The sequence below is a fragment of the Achromobacter sp. ESBL13 genome, assembly GCF_036668755.1.
Classification (GTDB): Bacteria; Pseudomonadota; Gammaproteobacteria; order Burkholderiales; family Burkholderiaceae_B; genus Achromobacter.
Genome location: NZ_JAZEVT010000001.1, coordinates 250148 through 265841 on the forward strand (window position 1 = coordinate 250148; position 15694 = coordinate 265841).

Below are 15694 nucleotides of genomic sequence, written 5' to 3' on the forward strand. Positions count from 1 at the left end.
GGTTGGGCGGTTAGGCGGTGGAACGGATAAGCGATGGAACGGTGAAGCGGTGCAGCGGTCATGCGGGGTAGCGGTGAGGCGGTGAAGCGGTCATGCGGTGAAGCGGTGAAGCGGTGCAGCGGTGCAGCGGTGAAGCGGCGAATCGGTGAAGCAACGCGCCTGACTATAGCGGCGCTTCGTGACAATCGCGCGATGCATACCGGCTGTGTCGATTCAGCTTGCGTACAGCATTCTGTCATTGTGATTACACGGCGCCTATCTAGCATGCGGGCACCGCTCGGCGTCAACGGCCGGGCATTTATCCGATCCAATGGGAACCCGCATGCAAGACACGAATCAAGCCAATCGCCGCCGACTCCTGAAGATGCTGGGAGGCGCGCCGATGCTGCCGATTGGCGGCGTCAGCATGGCTGCGTTGCTGGCCGGCTGTAATTCCAGCGACGATGATGACGATGACGCCACGGGCAATCCGCAGCCCAATCCCGGCCCCGGCACGCAGCAGCCCGCACCGGTGACGTTCACGTCGGCATCGTTCACGCCGATGGCCGCGCCCACGCTGGCCAACCCCGAACTGATGGCGCGCACGACGGTCGGCTCGGCCATGGCGCTGACGTTCAGCGATGGCTCCAAGCGCACCGTACAACTGGGCTACGAACCGTTCTTCATCACCGGCGACACGGTGCCCGACGGCAAGGGCGGCACCGCCGTCGCGGGCGGTTATTTCAACCTGGCAGGCGCGCCCATCATGGACAACTCGGTGCCCGCGCGCGCGCGCCAGTTCTTCTCGAATTGCCCCGACGGCACCTCGCTGCTGGCCTTGTCCGCGCCCACCACGGTGCCGGGCGTGGCGGGCAACGCCGTGTACGCGGTGGTGCAGTTTGAATACCAGTCGATGGACCAGGCCGGCAACGATATGTACGGCTTGCTGCCGTCGCCCATCGCCGTGCTGACGCTGTCGCAAGACCCGAATACGGGCAAGCTCAGCCTGGTCAAGTACAGCAACGTGGACACGTCGTCGGTGCACGGCCTGTGGATCACCTGCGGCGCCAGCTTGTCGCCGTGGGGCACACATCTGTCCAGCGAAGAATACGAGCCCGATGCAACCACGGCACGCACGACGCCGTCGTTCCAGGCCTACAGCAACAACGTGTATGGCGACCCCAACAAGGCCAACCCGTACCACTACGGCCACATGCCCGAAGTGACCGTGCACCCGGATGGCACCGGCACGATCAAGAAGCACTACTGCATGGGCCGCATCTCGCACGAGCTGGTGCAGATGATGCCGGACCAGCGCACCGCGCTGATGGGCGACGACGCCACCAACGGCGGCCTGTTCATGTTCGTGGCCGACCGCGCGACCGATCTGTCGGCCGGCACCTTGTACGTAGCGCAATGGACGCAAACGTCGGGCACGGGCCCGGGCGCCGGCACGTTGAAGTGGATCAAGCTGGGCCATGCGACCAGCGCCGAGGTCAAGGAACTGGCCGACCAGCTGACGGCCGCCGACATCATGGACGTGCGCACGACGGACCCGGCCGACGCCTCGTTCACGAAGATTCGCTACAGCGGCAAGGACAACTGGGTCAAGCTGCAACCCGGCCGCCGCCAGGCCGCCGCGTTCCTGGAAACGCACCGCTATGCGGCACTGGTGGGCGGCACGCTGGCCTTCACCAAGATGGAAGGCACCACCGTCAACGCCAAGGACAAGATCGCCTACAGCGCGATGTCGCGCATTGAATCTTCGATGATCGACGGCAAGGTCGCGGGCTTGAAGGTGGAAGCCAACTCGGCCGGCGCGGTGTACCAGCTGCATCTGCAAGCGGGTCAGGCCGATACCGATGGCGGCGCCATCGACAGCGAATGGGTGCCCGTGGACATGGCGGCCGTGCCGGAGCTGATCGGCAAGCCGCTGGCCACGCCGGACGCGCTGGGCAACACGCACAACGCCGATTTCGTGTCGAATCCCGATAACCTGAAGTTCTCGGAAAAGCTGCGTACGCTGTTCGTGGGCGAGGACAGCGGCGGCCACGTCAACAACTTCATGTGGGCGTACAACGTCGACACCAAGGCCTTGTCGCGATTGCTGTCGTGCCCGGTCGCGGCGGAATCGACCGGCTTGCAGGCGGTGGACGAAATCAACGGCTGGACCTACATCACCAGCAATTTCCAGCACGCGGCCGATTGGGGCGGCGTGCACGCGGTGGTACGGCCGACGCTGGAACCGCTGGTCAAGGCCAACTACAAGGACGGCTTTGGCGCGGCGGTCGGCTACCTGACCGGCGTGAAGATCGGCGCGTAAGCGCCCGGCCCAACGCAACCGCCAATAGCCAATAGCCAATAGACCGGACGTTCGAGCGCGGCATGGCCCACCGGGGATGCCGCGCGGTTTAAGGGAAGACATAAGGGACCGGCTTGCCGGTCCCTTATGCATTTCGGGCATCGGCAATCATTTCACAGGTGTAACGCTGACCATGCTGTGGTCGGCGCGCTCCTACACTCGGCGGCGTCAGGCTTGCCTGATGCCGTTGATGCGTCTTCCGGCATGCGTTGCCAGTCGCGCTGGCGCTGGCGTAGGCGTTTGCGATTCCGTTGGCGTTTGCGGTCGGCGTCGCGATTGGGTCTGCAATTGGGGCTGCGACGGGGCCTGCAACCGGCCCTGCGACTGCGCCTGCAACCGGGCCTGCAACCCGGCCTGCAACCGGGCCTGCAACCCGGCCTGCAACCGGGCCTGCAACCGGGCCTGCAATCGGGCTTGCCCCTCCGCCCGCGCCTGTCCGCGCATTGCCGGTTCTTGTTCGCCTTTGAACCTGGGAGCGTTCACATGAAAAATCCTGATCACACACAGCGTCGCCGACTATTGAAGATGCTGGGCGGCGCGCCCATGCTGCCGCTGGGCGCGGCCAGTGCCGCGGGCGCGGCAAGCTTGTTCGCCGGCCACCCCGCGCGGGCGTCAGAGGACGGCACCCCCGCATTGCCGAGCGCCACCCCCATCGCGCGGCCATCCCTCGCCACGCCGGGCGCGGCGCCGTTCGTTTCCGCCGAATTCATCTCCATGCCCGCGCCCGGCCTGTCCGAGCCGGAAGGCATGGCGCGCACGACGGTGGAATCCGCGATGGACCTGGTCTTCGCCGACGGATCGCGGCGCCGCGTGCAACTGGGCTACGAAGCCTTCTTCATGACCGGGGACCGCGTGCCGGACGGCAAGGGTGGCATGGTGCTGGCGGGCGGATATCTGGATATCCATGGCGCACCCATCATCGATACGTCCGTGCCCGGCCGCGCTCGCCCGTTCTTTTCCGACTGCCCGGATGGCATGTCGCTGCTGACACTGGCCGGCCCGCTTGGCGAGGCCGACGGCGCAACGGGTCCGCCGACGACCTGCGGCGCGCCTTCGACACCCCCCCTGAAAGCGGCGACCCCACAAGCGACGGCCTCGGCCCCGAGACCTTCGACGACGACCGCGGCACCCGCGCCCGCCGCCACTGCCACCGCCACCGTCTACGCCGTCGTGCAGTTCGAATACCTGTCGCGCAATCGGGCCGGCGACGACATGTGGGCGCGGCTGCCATCGCCGATCGCGGTGCTGACGCTGTCGCAAGACCTGCAAACCGGCCGACTGACCCTGGTGCGCTACAGCAACGTGGATACCTCGCGCGTGCATGGCCTGTGGGTGACCTGCGGCGCCAGCTTGTCGCCCTGGAATACGCATTTATCCAGCGAAGAATACGAGCCCGACGCCACCACCGCGCGCACCTCGGCATCGTTCCGCGCATTCAGTCGCCACCTGTATGGCGACGCCCGTCGCGCCAACCCGTATCACTACGGCCACCTGCCCGAAATCACCGTGCAGCCGGACGGCACCGGCAGCATCAAAAAACACTACTGCATGGGCCGCATTTCGCATGAACTGGTGCAGATCATGCCAGACCAGCGCACCGCCTTGATGGGCGACGACGCCACCAACGGCGGGCTGTTCATGTTCGTGGCAGACCGCCGCGCGGATCTGTCCTCGGGCACGCTGTACGTGGCCCGCTGGACGCAGACATCGGGCAAGGGGCCCGGCGCCGGGACGCTGACGTGGATCCGGCTGGGCCATGCGACCAGCGCCGAGGTCAAGGAACTGGCCGACGAGCTGGTCGCCGCCGACATCATGGACGTGCGCACGGCCGACCCCAAGAACCCGGCCTACACCCGCATTCGTTTTGATGGCAAGAACAACTGGGTGCGCCTGAAGCCCGGCCGTCGCCAGGCCGCTGCCTTTCTGGAAACGCATCGGTACGCGGCACTGGCGGGCGGCACGCTGGCCTTTACCAAGATGGAGGGCACCACGGTCAACGCTCAGGACAAGATCGCGTACACCGCGATGGCGCACATCGAAACGTCCATGGTGGACGGCACCTCGCCGCACCTGCACGTAGAAGGCCCGGACGCGGGCGCGGTCTATCAACTGCGGCTGCAAGCCGGGCAGGTGGACACGGACGGGCGGGGCATCGACAGCGAATGGGTGCCGGTGGACATGGGCGCCGTGCCCGAACTGGTGGGCGCGATGCTGGCCGCGCCCGACGCCTTGGGCAACCGCCACCGCAGCGACCGGATATCCAACCCCGACAACCTGAAGTTCTCGGAGAAACTGCGCACGCTGTTCGTGGGCGAGGACAGCATGGGCCGGGTCAATAGTTTCTTGTGGGCGTTCAACGTCGATACGCGTGTGCTGTCGCGCTTGTTGTCCTGCCCGGTGGCGGCGGAATCCACGGGGCTGCACGCGGTGGACGACATCAATGGCTGGACCTACATCACCAGCAGTTTCCAGCATACGGCGGACTGGAACGACGTACACGATGTGGTGCGGCCCGTGCTGGAACCGCTGGTCAAGGCCAAGTACCGCAACGGCCGGGGCGCATCCGTCGGGTATCTGACAGCGGTGAAGATCGGCGCCTGATCCACCCGCCGCCTTGCAAAAATTTCTGATCCGTCGATCAAGCTTTCTGCTCTTTGTTTCATGGGCCTTTCACGTTCGCTGGCCACACTGTGCGCAGCGTAAACCGTGTTCATGAAACGAGAAGAGAAGCATGCGAACAATGGATTGGAGAAGATGGTGCGCCGTGTTGCTGGCCACCAGCGCATTGGCGGGCTGTGGGGGCAGTGACGATGGCGATGACGGCGACGCCAGCGCGCCGCCGCCGCCCACGCAACCGCCGGTCAGCGAACCGGCCGCGCCGCGCGCCGACAAGGTGCTGTTCATCGGCGTGGACGGCCTGACCTATGACGCCATGCGCCGTGGCGTGGCCGACAAGTCCCTGGCCAACATCGGCGCGCTTGCCGCAACCCGCGCCTGGACGGGCGGCGTGACCGGCGACGTCACGCAGCAGCCCACGTTGTCCGCGCCCGGCTGGGCCACTTTGTTGACGGGGCAGTGGGCGGACGTGCACGGCGTGCGCTCGAACGCGGCCGGGCAGGCGATGAAGGCGGCCAGCCTGTTTCAGCGCATCAAGCTGGCGCACCCTGACGCGCGCACGGCCGGCGCATTCAATTCGCCGCTGCTGGCCGGTCTGGTGGGTAGCGACCGCGACGCGGGTTACCTGCAAGCGCTGACGGACTGCGCGGGTGTGGACGATTGCGTGGCCTCGCAGGCGCGCGACCGCATCACTGAAGGCTATGACGTGGTGGTTGCGCAGTTCGGCGCACCCGAACGCGCGGCCTCGGACAACGGCTTTACCGCCAACTACGATGCCGTGATCCGCCAGACGGACGCGGCCATCGGCGTGCTGGCCAGGCAGATCGCCGAGCGCCGCGCCGCGCATCCGAACGAGAACTGGCTGATGGTGGTGGCGTCCAGCCATGGCCTGGGCAAGACCGGCGTGGCCGATGGCTTGCCCTTGTCCGCGAATAAGACCATCTTCCTGGCCAGCAACCCGCCCACGCTGTTGGGCGGCAGCGCGGATGACGCCTCGTTCGACGGCGCGTGGGACAGCAACTGGTACGCGTTGCCTAGCGCCGCCGACGTGGCCCCCACGATGCTGGCGCACCTGGGCGCCTTGCCCGCCACCGGCCAGTACGACATGGCGGGTACGCCCTTGTCCGAAGCCCTGGCGCTGCGCCGCCTGTCGGCCCGCACGTCCATGGACAACAAGAGCGTGACGCTGTCGTGGGTGCGCGTGGGCGAACCCGACGGCCAGATCGTGGTCAGCCGCGACGGCGTTGAGGTCGCGCGCTTGCCCGGCACCGACGCCGCCTATACCGACAGCGGTTTCACGTTCGACACGGAAGGCGTGCACACGCTGACCTACACCGTGTCGGCGGGCCGCGCCAGCAGCGCCACGCATGCGTCGGTGGTGTATGCCAAGCCGGTGCCGCTGTTGGCGTCGCTGCGCACAGGCCTGACGATGCTGTTCCCGTTTGAAGGCAACGTGACCGACATCGCGGCGGGCGGCGGCGCGATCACCCCGTATGACGGCGTACAGGCGCCCGCGTTCGCGGACGGCGGCGTGTTCGGCAAGATGTTCAAGAACGAGCGTGGCTCGGCCGCCCTGGGCGCGTTCAAGCTGGACTACCCGGCCGGCATGCTGGACAGCGTTCCGGTGTTCACCATCGGCTTCTGGTATCAGTCGGACGGCACGGCGAACGACCGCTCGATCCTGGGCAACAAGGACTACAACTCCGGCGGCAACCCCGGTATCACCATCGCCCAGTGGGCCGGCCCCGAGCTGCGCTTCAACGTGGCCGGTGGCGGCGCGCGCGCCGATATCAACGGCATCAAGTTCACGCCGAACAAGCCCGTGTACATCGCCATGACCATCGACAAGCCCGCCAAGATGATGACGGCGTACGTGTACGACAGCGAAATCGGTTTCTTGCGTCGCAACGTGACCACGGGCTCGGTGAACCTGGCGCAAGTGGCCGGCCTGTTCGGCCCGCACATCGGCCTGAACGAAGACGGCAAGGGCACCTACGGCATCTGCTGCGCCGGCACCAAGGGCCCGTACACGATGAATTTTGACGACCTGGCCTTCTGGTCGCGCGCCCTGACCGAGACGGAAGTGAAGTCCCTGGCGCTGTCCGGCAAGTCCGTTTCCGACCTGTTTCCCTGATGTGGCAAGGATAGAAAAACCATGAGCAAGTCCCTGATATTGCGCGGTTTCGTGCGCGCCGGCGCGGTGCTAATGTTGACCGCGGCCCTGGCCGCGTGTGGCGGCGACGACGGCGATGACAGCAAGCCGGATAACGGCGCCGGCACGCCCGGCAACGGCGGCACCGAAACGCCGGTGACGCCGCCGACCCCGGCCAAGCCCGAACTGCGTTGCGCGCCCTGAGCCGCGCTTCTTATCGATCACTAGGAATAGCATCCGTGAAGTCCGAAAAAGACCCGATCCACGCCGGCAAGCGCCGCTTCCTGCGCAATGCCGCCGCATCCACTGCCGGCCTGACCGCGCTGTCGATGTTCCCGCCGGCCATCCGCCGCGCGCTGGCCATTCCCGCCAACAACCGCACCGGCACGATCAACGACGTTGAACACGTGGTGATCCTGATGCAGGAGAACCGCTCGTTCGACATGTACTTCGGCACGTACAAGGGCGTGCGCGGTTTTGGCGACCGCATGACGATCCCGCTGCCGCAGAACCGTTCGGTGTGGGAACAGACCAACGGCACCCGCGTGGTGATGCCGTATCACCTGGACAGCACGCAGGGCAACGCGCAGCGCGTGTCCGGCACGCCGCACGACTATATGGACGCGCAGATGGCGTGGGACGGTGGCCGCATGGACCAGTGGCCGCGCTACAAGCAGAACCAGTCCATGGGCTATTACCGCCAGAACGAGGTGGCGTTCCAGTTTTCGCTGGCCGAAGCCTTCACGCTGTGCGACGCCTACCACTGTTCCACCCACGGCGGCACCAACACCAACCGCCTGTTCCTGTGGACCGGCACCAACGATCCGCTGGCGCAGGGCAACGGCCCGTCGACCCGCAACCAGTGGGACAGCCTGGGCGCGTCCACCACGGGCTGGACCTGGATGACGTATCCCGAACGCCTGCAAAAGGCCGGCGTCAGCTGGAAGGTCTATCAGAACCTGCCCGAGAACTTTGGCGACAACTCTCTGGCCGGTTTCCAGCAATACCGCCGCGCCAACGAACAGGCAGGCAACGCCGAAGACGGTTCGCCGTACCCGGCCTGGACGCCCAGCATGGACGGCGCCAACCCCTTGTACAAAGGCACGGCCAATACCATGCCCGACGGCGGCTTCCTGCAATCGCTGCGCGATGACGTCAACAACGGCACCTTGCCGCAGGTGTCGTGGATCGTGGCGCCCGCCACGTATTCCGAACACCCCGGCCCGTCCAGCCCGGTGCAGGGCGCGTGGTACATCCAGGAAACGCTGGATGCGCTGACGGCCAACCCCGACGTCTGGAGCAAGACCGTCCTGTTGATCAACTTCGACGAGAACGACGGTTACTTCGACCACGTGCCGTCGCCCGCCGCGCCGTCGCTGAACCCCGACGGCTCGATGGCCGGCGCGTCCACCGTCAACACCGACCTGGATCGCCACACGCACGCCTCGGCGCAAGACGCGGCCGACAACCGCGTCTATGGCCCCGGCCCGCGTGTGCCGATGTACGTGGTGTCGCCGTGGAGCCGTGGCGGCTGGGTCAATTCCCAGGCGTTCGACCACACCTCGGTGCTGCGCTTCCTGGAAGCGCGCTTCGGGGTGCCGGAAGACAACATCAGCCCGTGGCGCCGCGCCGTGCTGGGCGACCTGACGTCCGCTTTCAACTTCGCCACCCCCAACGACGAAAAGCTGCCAGACCTGAACATCCTGACCCGGTCCGGTGCCGACCAGCTGCGAACCGCCCAGCAGGCGCTGACCGCCGTGCCCTTGCCGGACACCTCGGCGCAGGCCAAGCCGGTGCAGGAGCAGGGCTACCGCTACGCCCGTGCGCTGCCCTACGAGCTGCACACAAGCGGGCGCAGCCAGCCCACCACCGGCAACATGTGGCTGCTGTTTTCCAACACGGGCAAGCAGGCGGCGGTTTTCCATGTGTATGACCGCCTGCATCTGGACCGCCTGCCGCGCCGCTATACGGTGGAGCCGGGCAAGCAGCTGGAAGGCAGTTGGGACACGGCGGCCGACGGCGGCAAGTACGACCTGTGGGTGCTGGGGCCAAACGGCTATCACCGGCATTTCGCGGGCGACCTGGCGCTGGCGCGCACGTCGCAGCTGGACCCGGAAATCCGCGTCTGCTATGACATCGCCAATGGCGACGTCTATGTCAGCTTCATCAACAGCGGCAAGGACGCCTGCACGTTCGACGTCACGCCCAACGCCTACTACAGCAATAACGAGCGCTGGACGCTGACCGTGCCGGCCGGCAGCAAGGTCGAACAACATTGGGCGCTGGAAGGCAGCGGCCACTGGTACGACTTCACGGCCCGCCTGGCGGAAGACCCGTCCTACCTGCGCCGCTTTGCCGGCCACGTGGAAACCGGTAAGCCGTCCATCACCGATCCGGCGATGGGCATGTAAGCCTTACGCGGCGGTTTGCGGTTCGCGCGCCCGGAAGGCCGTGGCGCACGCCTCGCAAATCGCCGCCGTAATGCTCTGGCGCGCATGTTCGCGCCGTTCCAGCATGCCGACGGCCCGCGACAGCGGGCCTAAATCTTGCGGCAGCGTCAGGATGCGCAGTTCGGGGCTGTGCTGCCAGTTGGACCCGTTGATCAGCGGCAGCAGGGTCACGCCGACTTCCTGGCGCACCAGTTCCACCAGCGTCTCGATGGCGTTCAGTTCCAGGAATTCATTGATCGGCACCGCCAGGCGGCGCAGCAGCCGGTCAATCTGCAAGCCGGTGCGCTGGGTGCGGTCAAAGCGCAGGAAGGGGTTGTTGGCCAGCACCTGGCGGGCGTCCTCGCCGGTAGCTGACGCCGGCGCAATCACCACCAGCTGCTCTTCATATAGCGGGGTCCAGCGCGTGCTGGCCATCTTGCGGCCCGCCTCTACCAGAAAGGCCGCGTCCAGCTCGCCGTCTTCGACCTTGCCGGCCAGTTCGCTGGCCTTGCCCGACAAAATGCGCACGTCCAGCTTGGGGTGCGCCTTTTTCAGCCCGGACACGACCTTGGACAAGGTGCCCATGCAGGACACGATGCTGCCCACCGATACCGACCCGGCCAGTTCACCCGGCACGGTTCGGGGCAGCCTCATCCGGTCGTATAAATCCAGCAAATGCTTGATTTCGGGTAGCAATTCGCGGCCAGCTGCGTTAAGAATGGCAAGTCGGCCGCTGCGGTCGAACAGTTCCCGGCCCAGCTCGGCTTCCAATGAACGCATCTGAAAGCTGACGGCGGCCTGGGTCAGCGCCACCTGCTCGGCCGCTTCGGAAAAAGAGCCATGGTGCGCGACGGCCAGGAAAGTGCGTAAAAACCGGATGGTGCTCATCGCCGTGACCCATAAAAAATTCTTTTATGACGGAACAAAAAATCAAATTGATTTAATTAGATCACGAGAGTACCTTCGCCTGCTTAACCGTTCAGACCGTTTAGAGACAAGCCATGAAAACCTTTGACTGGGTCAATCCGTATCCTTCCGTACGCATTCCGCTGTTCGCGCGCAACGTGGTGTCCACGTCGCACCCGCTGGCGGCCCAGGCGGGCTTGCGCATGCTGCTCAAGGGCGGCAACGCCGTTGACGCGGCCATTGCCGCCGCCGCCACCATCGTGCTGGTGGAACCGGTGTCCTGCGGCCTGGGCGGCGACTGCTTCGCCATCGTCTGGGACGGCAAGGAACTGCATGGCTTGAATTCGTCGGGCGTGGCTCCGGCGGCCTGGAACACCGAGTACTTCAAGGCCAAGTACGGCACGGGCCCCGACGGCCTGGCCATCCAGCCCAAGCGCGGCTGGGACGCCGTGACGGTCCCGGGCGTGGTGGCCGGCTGGGCCGCGCTGCACGAAAAGCTGGGCAAGCTGCCGTTTGAACAACTGTTCGAACCGGCCATCGAAATCGCCGAACGCGGCTATGCCGTGCCGCCGGTGGTGGCGCACAAGTGGGCCGCCGCCGCCGACGAATTGAAGTCGCAGCCGGGCTATGCCGCCGCCTTCATGCCCGAGGGCCACGCGCCCAAGGTCGGCGAACACTTCCGCTTTCCGGACGCCGCCAACACGCTGCGCCGCATCGCCGAATCCAAGGGCCGCGACTTCTACGAAGGCGAGCTGGCCGAACGCATCGCCGCCTTCAGCAAGGAATGCGGCGGCGCGATGACGCTGGAAGACCTGCGCAATTACCGTCCGGACTGGGTCAAGCCCATTTCCAAGTCGTACCGTGGCTACGAGCTGCACGAGATCCCGCCGAACGGCCAGGGCATTGCCGCCCTGATCGCGCTGGGCATCGTGGAACGCTTCGATATGTCGGACATCCCCGTGGATTCCGTGCAGTCGCAGCACATCCAGATCGAAGCCATGAAGCTGGCGTTTGCCGACCTGTACAAATACGTGGCCGACCCGCGCGCCATGCAGGTGACGCCCGAGCAGATGCTGTCGGACGCTTACCTGGACAGCCGCGCCAAGTTGATCCGCCTGGACCAGGCCACCCATTTCGAAGCCGGCCGCCCGCATGCCGGCGGCACCATCTACCTGACCGCCGCCGACGAAAACGGCATGATGATCTCGTTCATCCAGTCCAACTACATGGGCTTCGGGTCGGGCGTGGTCGTGCCGGGCACGGGCATCAGCATGCAGAACCGGGGCGTGGGTTTCTCGATGGATCCCAAGTCGGCCAACGTGGTGGAAGGCGGCAAGCGCCCGTTCCACACCATCATCCCGGGCTTCCTCACGCGCGGCGGCAAGCCGGTGATGAGCTTTGGCGTGATGGGCGGCGACATGCAACCGCAAGGCCATATGCAGACGGTTGTGCGCATGATCGACTACCACCAGAACCCGCAGGCCGCGTGCTGCGCGCCGCGCTGGAAGGTCAACCGCGACTTCACGCTGGACATTGAAACCAACATGAAGGCGTCCACCATTGCGGGCTTGAAAGACCTGGGGCATGCTCTGAAGTCCGTTGACGATCCGTACATGGACTTTGGCGCCGGCCAGTTCATCTGGCGCATGTCGGAAAACGACAACGAACTGGGCTATGTCGCCGCCAGCGACAGCCGTCGCGACGGCCAGGCGGTCGGCTTCTAAGACCAAATCGCTCGCAAGCTACAAGGGGAAAACTCACAATGAAACGCTTAACCTTGACCTTTGGCGCCAGCCTGCTGGCGCTGGCCGCCGGCGCCGCCAGCGCGCAGAACATCCGCATCGGCCTGCAGGAAGATCCGGACGTGCTGGACCCGCACCGCGCCCGCACGTACGTGGGCCGCATCGTGTTCACGTCGCTGTGCGACAAGCTGGTGGACATCGACCCCAAACTGCACTTTGTGCCGCAACTGGCCACGTCGTGGTCGTTCAGCCCGGACAACAAGGTGCTGACCTTCAAGCTGCGCGACGACGCGCTGTTCCATGACGGCACGAAGTTCGACGCCGCGGCCGCCAAGGCCAACCTGGAACGCGCGATGTCGTTGCCGGACAGCCTGCGCAAGGGCGAACTGGGCTCGGTGGAAAAAGTGGACGCGCCCGACGCCACGACGCTGGTGCTGACCTTGAAGAAGCCGGACGCCACCTTGCTGGCGCAGTTGTCCGACCGCGCCGGCATGATGCTGTCGCCCAAGACCTTCACCGACGCCGACGTGGCCGCCGTGGGCCGCAAGCCCGTGTGCTCGGGCCCGTACAAGTTTGTCGAGCGCATCCAGAACGACCGCATCGTGCTGGAAAAGTTTGACCAGTACTACGGCGCCAAGGACTACGCGTTCAAACGCGTCACCTTCCTGCCGATCCCCGACACGACGGTGCGCCTGTCGAACCTGCGCGCCGGCGACCTGGACTTGCTTGAACGCCTGAACCCGTCCGACGCGCCGCAAGTCAAGACCGACGCCAGCCTGACGTTTGCGCCGGTGGCGGGCCTGGGCTTCCAGCAGTTCATGTTCAACGTGGGCAACGGCAAGCGCGCTGAAGACAACCCGTTCAAGAACAAGCTGGTGCGCCAGGCGTTCCAGTACGCCATCGACCGCAACGCCATCAACGAAGTGGCCGGCGGCGGCATCTTTGAACCGGCGCAACAGCCGTTCCCGCCCGCAAGCCCCTATCACAGCGACAAATTCCCCGTTACCCAGCGTGACGTGGCGAAGTCCAAGGCGCTCTTGAAGCAGGCCGGCGTGGAACGCGTGAAGGCCGAACTCGTGTTCGGCAACAACACGACCACGTCGTCGATTGCCGAGATCGTGCAGGCGATGGCGTCCGAGGCCGGCTTTGACCTGTCGCTGCGCCCGACCGAATACGCGGCGCTGCAAAAGGAAGCGTCGGGCGGCAACTTCCAGATCGTCATGCTGGGTTGGTCGGGCCGGGTGGACCCGGACGGCAATATCCACGCCTTCGTGACGTGCAAGGGCGCGCTGAATGACGGCCACTACTGCAACCCGGAAGTGGACAAGCTGCTGAACGAAGCGCGTACCGTCCCCGACGAGACGCGCCGCAAGGCCATCTACGAGCAGGCAATGACCATCATCCAGGACGAGCTGCCCGGCGTGTATAACTACTACCAGCCGTGGCCCTTCGCGATGGGCAAGAAGGTCAAGGGCTTCACGCCGTACCCGGATGGCATGATCCGCCTGAAGGGCGTGACGTTCGCCCAGAAGTAAGAACGAGGCGCGGCGGCCCCATGGCTGCCGCGCGCGTTGGACGCGGCAACGCGTCCTTTGGCTTTTTGCGGCGGACGCGCGCCAGGTGATGCAGGCCTGATGCCGTCCGCCGTTCCTGTTATACGGTTTTCCCCACATGCTCAAACTTATCTTGCGCCGCGTGATCGTCGCGATACCGACACTGATACTGGTGTCGATGATCGTCTTCATGCTGCAGAAAATCTTGCCGGGCGACCCGGTGCTGACCTTGGCCGGTGAAGAGCGCGACCCGGCCGTGCTGGATTATCTGCGCGACAAATACCGCCTGAACGACCCCCTGCCGATGCAGTACGCGGCCTGGGCCGGGCAGGTGCTGCAAGGCGACCTGGGCAAGTCGCTGCGCACCGACGTGCCGGTCACGACGCTGATCGCGCAGAAGCTGCCGGTGACGTTGCAGCTGGCCGCCATGGCGATGTTCTTTGCGCTGTTGGTCGGCATTCCCATGGGGATTCTGGCTGCGGTGCGCAAGGGCAAACCCATTGAAATGGGGGCGAACATCGCGGCGTTGTCGGGCATGTCGATCCCCAACTTCTGGCTGGGCATCATTTTGATCATGGTGGTGTCGGTGCAATGGAAGCTGCTGCCGGCATCGGGCTATGTGTCGCCCGCCGAAGATTTCTGGCTGTCGATCAAGACCATGCTGATGCCGTCGCTGGTGCTGTCCACGGCCATCGCGGCGTACCTGATGCGGCATACGCGTTCATCGATGCTGGAAGCGTTGTCGGCCGACTATGTGCGCACGGCGCGCGCCAAGGGTGTGTCGCCGCGCCAGGTGGTGTTGCGCCATGCGCTGCGCAATGCGTTGATGCCGATCGTGACGCTGGTGACGCTGCTGTTCGGCGAACTGCTGGCCGGCGCGGTGCTGACGGAACAGGTCTTCACGATTCCGGGTTTTGGCAAGCTGGTGGTGGACGCGGTGTTCACCCGTGATTACGCGGTGGTGCAGGGCGTGGTGCTCTGCGTGGCGGTGGGCTTCATTTTGATGAACCTGCTGGCCGACATTCTCTACATCCTGGTCAACCCCCGCCTGAGGCACTCATGAGCGCAACCACGACAACCCCGGCAACGGCCGCTGCCGTCACGCCGCCCCGCAGCCGCAACCGCGCCTGGGGAAAATTCAAACGTAATCACATCGCGATGCTGGGCCTGGCCATCGTCGCGTTCTTTGTGCTGTTGGCGGTGCTGGCGCCTTTTATCGCCAACCACGATCCCTTGCAGACCAGTTTCACCACCATCCGCAAAGCGCCGTCGGCGTCGTACTGGCTGGGCACGGACGAGCTGGGCCGCGACATTTTCAGCCGCATGGTCTATGGCGCCCGGGCGTCGTTGATGGCGGGCCTGGTGTCGGTGCTGATCGCCTTGGTGGTCGGGGTGCCGTTCGGCCTGGCCGCCGGCTACTTCGGCGGTTGGACGGACAGCATCATTTCGCGCGCCACGGAAGCGCTGCTGGCGATTCCGTTCCTGATCCTGGCCATTGCGCTGGCCGCCTTTCTGGGCCCCAGCCTGACGAACGCGATGATCGCCATCGGCGTGTCGGCCGCGCCGAAGTTCGTGCGCTTGACGCGCGGGCAGGTGCTGGCCGTCAAGAACGAAGACTATGTGCAAAGCGCGCGGGCGCTGGGCGCGTCGGACTTGCGCATCATCGGCCGGCACGTGTTTCCGAACGTGATGCCGCCGCTGATCGTGCAGGCCACGATCACCATCGCCACGGCGATCATTGCCGAGGCCAGCCTGTCGTTCCTGGGGCTGGGCCTGCAACCGCCGACGCCGTCGTGGGGCTCGATGCTGAACACGGCCAAGAACTTCATGACCCAGGCGCCCTGGATGTCGATCTTCCCCGGGTCGGCCATTTTCCTGGTGGTGCTGGGCTTCAATCTGTTGGGCGACGGGTTGCGCGACGCGCTCGATCCGCGTCAGGAAAAGTAATGACTATG

10 protein-coding genes are annotated in these 15694 nt (G+C 65.5%); 9 read left to right on the forward strand and 1 reads right to left on the reverse strand.

All coding sequences use genetic code 11. The features are described from left to right. Positions 1-322 precede the first annotated feature (322 nt). The 5 genes from V6F88_RS01200 to V6F88_RS01220 all read left to right on the forward strand — a co-directional run bounded on the left by V6F88_RS01200 (position 323) and on the right by V6F88_RS01220 (position 9520). Positions 323-2302 (forward strand): PhoX family protein, encoded by a 1980-nt coding sequence (locus V6F88_RS01200; protein WP_332607545.1) that lies wholly within the window; start codon positions 323-325, stop codon positions 2300-2302. Positions 2303-2824: 522 nt separating this feature from the next. Then, the gene (locus tag V6F88_RS01205) at positions 2825-4942 is read left to right on the forward strand and encodes a PhoX family protein (RefSeq protein WP_332607546.1); all 2118 of its coding nucleotides are present in this window, start codon (positions 2825-2827) and stop codon (positions 4940-4942) included. A 130-nt stretch (positions 4943-5072) separates the two neighbouring features. Continuing rightward, a complete protein-coding gene (locus V6F88_RS01210) occupies positions 5073-7091 on the forward strand; it encodes an alkaline phosphatase family protein (RefSeq protein WP_332607547.1) in 2019 nt (672 codons plus the stop codon). 21 nt (positions 7092-7112) lie between these two features. After that, on the forward strand, positions 7113-7313 hold the full coding sequence (locus tag V6F88_RS01215; protein ID WP_046804613.1) for a hypothetical protein: 201 nt from the start codon (positions 7113-7115) through the stop codon (positions 7311-7313). A 35-nt stretch (positions 7314-7348) separates the two neighbouring features. Further along, positions 7349-9520 carry a phosphocholine-specific phospholipase C gene (locus tag V6F88_RS01220; protein ID WP_332607548.1) on the forward strand — a complete coding sequence of 724 codons (2172 nt, stop codon included), beginning with the start codon at positions 7349-7351 and terminating at the stop codon, positions 9518-9520. A gap of 3 nt (positions 9521-9523) precedes the next feature. Here the strand turns inward: V6F88_RS01220 and V6F88_RS01225 are convergent, their stop codons facing one another. Further along, complete coding sequence (locus tag V6F88_RS01225; protein ID WP_332607549.1) at positions 9524-10426, reverse strand: LysR family transcriptional regulator; 903 nt, start codon at positions 10424-10426, stop codon at positions 9524-9526. A gap of 113 nt (positions 10427-10539) precedes the next feature. Here V6F88_RS01225 and ggt point away from each other — a divergent pair, with 113 nt between their 5' ends. The 4 genes from ggt (at position 10540) to nikC (ending at position 15686) form a co-directional block, all read left to right on the forward strand. Further along, a complete protein-coding gene (ggt, locus tag V6F88_RS01230) occupies positions 10540-12168 on the forward strand; it encodes a gamma-glutamyltransferase (protein WP_332607550.1) in 1629 nt (542 codons plus the stop codon). A 38-nt stretch (positions 12169-12206) separates the two neighbouring features. Then, a complete protein-coding gene (locus V6F88_RS01235; RefSeq protein ID WP_332607551.1) occupies positions 12207-13721 on the forward strand; it encodes an ABC transporter substrate-binding protein in 1515 nt (504 codons plus the stop codon). A 136-nt stretch (positions 13722-13857) separates the two neighbouring features. Further along, positions 13858-14802, forward strand: a complete 945-nt coding sequence (locus V6F88_RS01240; protein ID WP_332607552.1) for an ABC transporter permease — start codon at positions 13858-13860, stop codon at positions 14800-14802. Beyond that, on the forward strand, positions 14799-15686 hold the full coding sequence (gene nikC, locus V6F88_RS01245) for a nickel transporter permease (RefSeq protein ID WP_310027474.1): 888 nt from the start codon (positions 14799-14801) through the stop codon (positions 15684-15686). The genes V6F88_RS01240 and nikC overlap by 4 nt, the downstream gene beginning before the upstream one ends. The last annotated feature ends 8 nt before the right edge of the window (positions 15687-15694 follow it).

Bases quoted from the DNA above. Each gene is read 5' to 3' on its own strand.
- V6F88_RS01200 (WP_332607545.1), top strand. From the start codon at position 323: ATGCAAGACACGAATCAAGCCAATCGCCGCCGACTCCTGAAGATGCTG.
- V6F88_RS01205 (WP_332607546.1), top strand. From the start codon at position 2,825: ATGAAAAATCCTGATCACACACAGCGTCGCCGACTATTGAAGATGCTG.
- V6F88_RS01210 (WP_332607547.1), top strand. From the start codon at position 5,073: ATGCGAACAATGGATTGGAGAAGATGGTGCGCCGTGTTGCTGGCCACC.
- V6F88_RS01215 (WP_046804613.1), top strand. From the start codon at position 7,113: ATGAGCAAGTCCCTGATATTGCGCGGTTTCGTGCGCGCCGGCGCGGTG.
- V6F88_RS01225 (WP_332607549.1), bottom strand. From the start codon at position 10,426: ATGAGCACCATCCGGTTTTTACGCACTTTCCTGGCCGTCGCGCACCAT.
- ggt (WP_332607550.1), top strand. From the start codon at position 10,540: ATGAAAACCTTTGACTGGGTCAATCCGTATCCTTCCGTACGCATTCCG.
- V6F88_RS01235 (WP_332607551.1), top strand. From the start codon at position 12,207: ATGAAACGCTTAACCTTGACCTTTGGCGCCAGCCTGCTGGCGCTGGCC.
- V6F88_RS01240 (WP_332607552.1), top strand. From the start codon at position 13,858: ATGCTCAAACTTATCTTGCGCCGCGTGATCGTCGCGATACCGACACTG.
- nikC (WP_310027474.1), top strand. From the start codon at position 14,799: ATGAGCGCAACCACGACAACCCCGGCAACGGCCGCTGCCGTCACGCCG.